This is a genomic window from Pseudoalteromonas sp. TAB23 (genome assembly GCF_000498075.1).
Classification (GTDB): domain Bacteria; phylum Pseudomonadota; class Gammaproteobacteria; order Enterobacterales; family Alteromonadaceae; genus Pseudoalteromonas; species Pseudoalteromonas arctica.
Genome location: NZ_AUTP01000323.1, coordinates 1 through 5,214, shown reverse-complemented (window position 1 = coordinate 5,214; position 5,214 = coordinate 1). Strand labels below are relative to the sequence as shown.

General features: G+C 37.9%; 7 protein-coding genes and 1 pseudogene. 3 read left to right on the top strand and 5 right to left on the bottom strand.

Going from position 1 to position 5,214, the window contains the following annotated elements; all coding sequences use genetic code 11:
- Positions 1-511: 511 nt before the first annotated feature.
- From L654_RS0121115 to L654_RS0121095, 5 genes and pseudogenes are all read right to left on the bottom strand, one after another.
- Entirely contained in the window at positions 512-814 is a 303-nt protein-coding gene (locus tag L654_RS0121115; protein ID WP_024608980.1) for a hypothetical protein, read from the bottom strand.
- 1 nt (position 815) lies between these two features.
- Positions 816-1,130: a hypothetical protein gene (locus L654_RS0121110; RefSeq protein ID WP_024608979.1), complete on the bottom strand. Its 315-nt coding sequence runs from the start codon at positions 1,128-1,130 to the stop codon at positions 816-818.
- A gap of 244 nt (positions 1,131-1,374) precedes the next feature.
- A pseudogene (locus L654_RS01000000126560) lies at positions 1,375-2,090 on the bottom strand (endonuclease/exonuclease/phosphatase family protein).
- A gap of 350 nt (positions 2,091-2,440) precedes the next feature.
- A complete protein-coding gene (locus L654_RS0121100) occupies positions 2,441-2,803 on the bottom strand; it encodes a hypothetical protein (protein ID WP_024608978.1) in 363 nt (120 codons plus the stop codon).
- A gap of 76 nt (positions 2,804-2,879) precedes the next feature.
- Entirely contained in the window at positions 2,880-3,128 is a 249-nt protein-coding gene (locus L654_RS0121095; RefSeq protein WP_007581511.1) for a TIGR03643 family protein, read from the bottom strand.
- Between the two features lie 123 nt (positions 3,129-3,251).
- Here L654_RS0121095 and L654_RS0121090 point away from each other — a divergent pair, with 123 nt between their 5' ends.
- From L654_RS0121090 to L654_RS0121080, 3 genes are all read left to right on the top strand, one after another.
- The gene (locus tag L654_RS0121090) at positions 3,252-3,941 is read left to right on the top strand and encodes a transporter substrate-binding domain-containing protein (protein WP_024608977.1); all 690 of its coding nucleotides are present in this window, start codon (positions 3,252-3,254) and stop codon (positions 3,939-3,941) included.
- Between the two features lie 29 nt (positions 3,942-3,970).
- Positions 3,971-4,627: a YoaK family protein gene (locus L654_RS0121085; RefSeq protein ID WP_024590264.1), complete on the top strand. Its 657-nt coding sequence runs from the start codon at positions 3,971-3,973 to the stop codon at positions 4,625-4,627.
- Positions 4,628-4,701: 74 nt separating this feature from the next.
- Positions 4,702-5,214, top strand: a 513-nt coding sequence (locus L654_RS0121080) for a TonB-dependent receptor plug domain-containing protein (protein ID WP_029753738.1), incomplete at its 3' end; no start/stop codon positions are given.

Genomic DNA, 5,214 nt, shown 5'->3' with positions numbered 1-5,214 from the left:
GAGAACACGGCGGTTTTGGTATGCGCGAATTTGTTAATGTTAAAAGCATTATGATCAATAGCTAATTTAGCTGCATAAATGAAACAAGTGTTTTAAATACAGATTCTTAATATGTGTTTAAAACACAAAAATTACTAAGCCTAAAAGTGGGTAACCACTTTTAGGCTTTTTTATGACTTTTAGAAAGTAGTTTTCAGGAGACAATACTTAGTTTTTAGTAAGAGATAGTACCGAGTTTTGGATATATTCGTAGGTGCGATTTTACATCGCGCTTTTAATCTGAGGAGTCAAAGACTGCAAACATAGCCTTTAATGGGGAATAAATATCGTGGTCTAATTTTATATTTAATCGTAGACACTTATATCACCTAAGTGTTTAGTCGTTTTTCAATGCTCTAGCTAAATCATTTACTGCGGCCTGAACAACTAGCCAAGAAATATCACATGTATCTGCATCAGGGTACATTTTACTAGCCATTTGCTCATAAGGATGTATTAGATTTCGGGACCCTCAAAGTGCATGAGAGGACTGTCTAGCATTTAAACCTAACCAACCTACATGATGTGTTACATCAATTACTATTTTTCGCTTACTAGCGTTACTTATAGCTGGCTCTTGGTATTTTACGAGAAAGTTTGATGAGGAATGGAGAATGATTAGGTAATATTTAGCTAGGTACTCAAAGCGCTTTTTCTCAAGCCCTAGTATTAGAAAAGCTATCGAACGCTTAGTGAATAAACTAAATTGCATAATAATCGAGTTAATTCGTTTATCTGATTTATATTTTTCAACTTCAATAAACTTTGTGCCCATTTTACGTTTCGTATTTTACTGGAGCATCCATAAAGCGAAAACTGCCCCAGAGTAATAGTAAAAAAAACATGGGCAGAGAAGCCAATATAAGGTCATATTCTACAAAATTATCGCTAAGCCAATAGCATCCAAAAAACACCATGGGATATATTAAAACGCCCCATAGAAAAAATTTATTCATGATTCTATTAAACAATGGAATATTAATACTAGGCTTACTTCCTAAGCCCATAAGACTAGCGATAACTGCAAATGGGTATACAAGTAAAGGAATAGCACCTAAAACCAATAAAGTAAGCCGAAAAAACTCAAACATATAATCGAACATCCAACGTTTTGAACGTATTAACGCTATTCTCAATGACTAAAAAGTACAAACAAAGTAAGTTAATTGCCAGCGCTTATTTTGAGAGCTTTACCACTCTTTACTTCTAAGAAAACAAGTATATATATTAAAAATAAAGTATAAACCAAATAACACAGTAACAATTCAACACAAGTCAGGCTTCAGCTATTAATAACTCAATGCTTTATATAAATACCGCTATATCTAACGTTTACTAATCAAACCTCGGTACTTTTCGCTTGTCGGCCTTACTCATAGCAAGCTCTTGAATTTCTTCTTGCTTGTGCTGCGCCGATTTAGTTTCTAATGATTGCTGATTAGCGTTTTCGTAAGAAAGCTCAGTGAGTAGCGCAAAGTGATCTGAGCCATATTTAGCTAAGCGCTTAATACGCTTTACTTTAAAGCCTTCGCTGTGAAATAAATGATCGAGCGGCCAACGCATAAAAAAGTAGCCTGCATGAAAGGTATTATAAAAACCACGGCCTTTTCGAGGGTCTAAAAAGCCACTTATTTGCATAAACAAACGGGTGCTGCGCGACCACGCTACGTCGTTTAAATCTCCGGCAACTATGGTAGGCCGTGTTGGGNTGAGTCGCGCGGGCGCGATGAGTCTTCCTCTGTCGGGCTTGGTGGTGCGGGGTGAATAAAGTGCCCTTGCATTTGCAGGCCTTCATCGTTTTCAAACAGAATATGAATTGAAGGAATATCTTCTTCTATAAGCTCACATATTTGTGCATCGAGTATTTTAAACTTGCTGTATAAGTGCATGCCATAACGATTGTCTTTAGGGCATTCTATGTAATACGGGTAATTTTTTTTAATGACTGATAATTTATTTTCCCACCAGCTATCGCTCTCAAGCGTAATAAGTAGGTCGGGTTGATGCTCATCAACAAGGCTAATTAACTGCTCACTTTTATGGTTCGACATAAGTACATTTGCCGACATAATCCTTATACTATGATCTATATGCTTAGGTGCGCTTTGCACTTCTTTTTTAGCAAGCCACGTATACGGGTAAATCCATTTACCTTGTAAAATCATTATAAGTAATGAGGTTAAGGCTATAAATACGTAACCCATTGCGCTACTTTGCCATAATAAAAACAACGAAGTAACGGCGACAAAACTGGCAATATAAAAAACCTGTAAGCGCACAAAGTCGCAGCTACGCACTAAGTAATGCTGGCTGTACGACATAGGTAATAAGGTAACCAGTAAAAAAAAGCCAATAATTATAGCCAGCGCAATGAGCATTTTAATATCCTTATAACGTTAATTTAGCGACTTAAAATTGAAAGTATTTCTCGGGTATCGTGCACCATATGAATAACTGTACGGTCTATTTCAATACTCACTGTACCATTATCTCTAGAGCGTTCAATTACTCTACCTCGTTTGTATAAATCGCGCTCTAAAAAGTCGCCTCGGTGATAGCTTCTACTTAGCCCTGGTGGCGTCCAACCTGCGCGAATTAACTGCTTAGCCTCTTTTTTAGAAAGGTAGTCATTGTCATTATGCTTATGTGAATGATGCTTTTTATGGCCGTGTTTATGACCATGTTTATCTTTATGCGGTTTTGCGTCTGCGCTTATTGAACATAAAGCCAATGCTATTAGTGTTGTGTATGTTAGTGCTCTCATAAATAATCTCTAGCGTAATTAATAGCTAAAGGTTAACAAACACGGCTGAACATCATATGAAACAACTTACACTTATTTAACGCTGTTTATATTGTGTTTTACAGTGGCTTCGCATAATAGCGGGATCGCGTAATTTTAAATGTTTTGTTTTACGACCAGCGTGGCGCTTACGCCACACTTTAAAACTGCCTTTTGAAACATTGTCTCGCATAAAAACCACCAGCTGCGGATACTTTAATCCGTATAGCTGCTCTATAGCCTCGTAGGGGGTTCTATCTTCCCACGCCATTTCGATAATGCGTGACTGCTGCTCTGCGTTAAACATAGTATATCTCACAAAATTTAACTTATACGCTAGGTAAAAATACTTAGATCAATGCAATTAAGCTCAGTAACTGTATAATTGGCGTTCAAGTTATGTACTTTAAAAGATATCGAATTTATATTTATGCGCGCAATATTTCTGTTTTTAGCTTTAACTTTTCCTTCGTTATTACTTGCAGCGCCAAGTAAAACCCTGCGGTGCGTAACAACCCACTACCCGCCTTTTACTATATTTGATGAGAAAAGCGATACGTTCACGGGTTTAGATATTGAATATTTAACGTTTATTGAGCGTAATTTAAATCTTAAAATTGATGTTGTGCACTTGCCATGGGCGCGCGTTAAAAAAGAAATGGCGCTGGGTTATTACGACTGCTATTTCTCTTTGGCCAATACAGAGGAACGTGCAAAGTATTTAGATTTTACAAGCGTGCCCTTGCACACTACTAAGTATGGCTTATTTACTTTAAACAAAGATAAGCTACTCACAAACAATTTATCAAATACCCCAATAGCGATGCTGCGCGGCGTTGCTTTGCCTGAGGTTATTGCTAAAAAGTATAACCTTGATGAGAATAATCTACTTCGTTCACTTTCAACTAAAGACACTTTTGAGCTACTAGAAAAAAAACGTGTTGAATACGCAATAACTAACTATCAAGCGGGTTTGTGGTACTCAAAAGAATATAAAAATATATACGCTAGGCAGTTCAATGAGTTTACGCTTCCTACTTACATTGCTTTTAAGCGTGGCGTAATTGATACAAAATTAGTTGATGAGCAAATAAAACGTTTTAAAGCACAAACTCAATAATTAACACTGCACACGTTAAGAGATAACCAATGTTTACAAAACTACCAAAGTGGGTTGAATATGGCGCGTTTACGCTCGCATTTATAGCGGGCGTAGTAAACGCTGTAGGCTTATTAGGATTTGAGCACCAGGCTATTTCGCATGTATCTGGCTCTGTTACTTTACTTGGTATTAAAGTAATAACTAACCCCAGCACTGCCTTATTGCTACTTTCAATAATTATTAGCTTTATGTTGGGTTCGGCACTGTCGGGATTTTTACTCTCTGGTGGCTCATTAAAACTTGGTCGTCATTACGACACTTTGCTTTTTATTGAAGGATTACTACTACTTGCGAGTGCTTATTTACTCAAAAACACATTCGTTTACGGCATTGTTTTAACGTCTGCTGCGTGTGGGCTACAAAATGCGCTAGCCACTAATTACAGTGGTGCTGTTATACGTACGACACATTTAACCGGTATTTTTACTGACCTTGGTTTAATGCTAGGTAAAGCTCTTAAAGGTGAGCAATTTGATACTCGTAAAGGGGTTATGTTTTTACTCATTATTGCAGGCTTTTTACTAGGCGGTATAACCGGTTTTGTTTTATTTGAGCATTACTTAGTGCTGGCTTTGGTGTTTCCTGCTGTGGCTTGTTTTGTTTTATCAATTACGTATCGGGTTTATAGGCTACGTACGCTTTAACGCAACAAGTTTAAATGCACATAAAAACCGCATATTATAGAAGCAATGCAATATAGATTACTTTCAAGGAATGTATGAAACCTTATTTTTTGCCGCTGTTATTACCCTTTAGCCACACTGCGTTTGCCGATAATCAAAACAACGATGCAATAGAAACCATAACAACTACGGCATCACGTATTGAAGCGCTATCGACACCACTCCCTTTATCAATAAGTACACTAACGCAAGCGCAGCTAAATAGCATAGCGCCTACCCATATTGAAGAAGCTCTGCAACGTGTAGCGGGTGCTAATATTCAACGCGGAAATGGCCAAGAGTATTTACCCGCGCTTCGCTCACAAGTGCTTTCGGGCGCAGGCGCTTGTGGTGGCATATTAACTTTGGAGGATGGCATACCACTGAGAGCCGCTGGGTTTTGTAATATAAACGAGCTATTTGAGGCGCACAGCGAAATGGCGCAGCGTATTGAAGTATTAAAAGGCCCTGGCTCTGCACTTTATGGCTCAAATGCTGTGCATGGTGTTATTAATGTAATAACGCCCGACACTACTCAAGGCGGTGGTTTAGTTGGTTTAGATTATGGC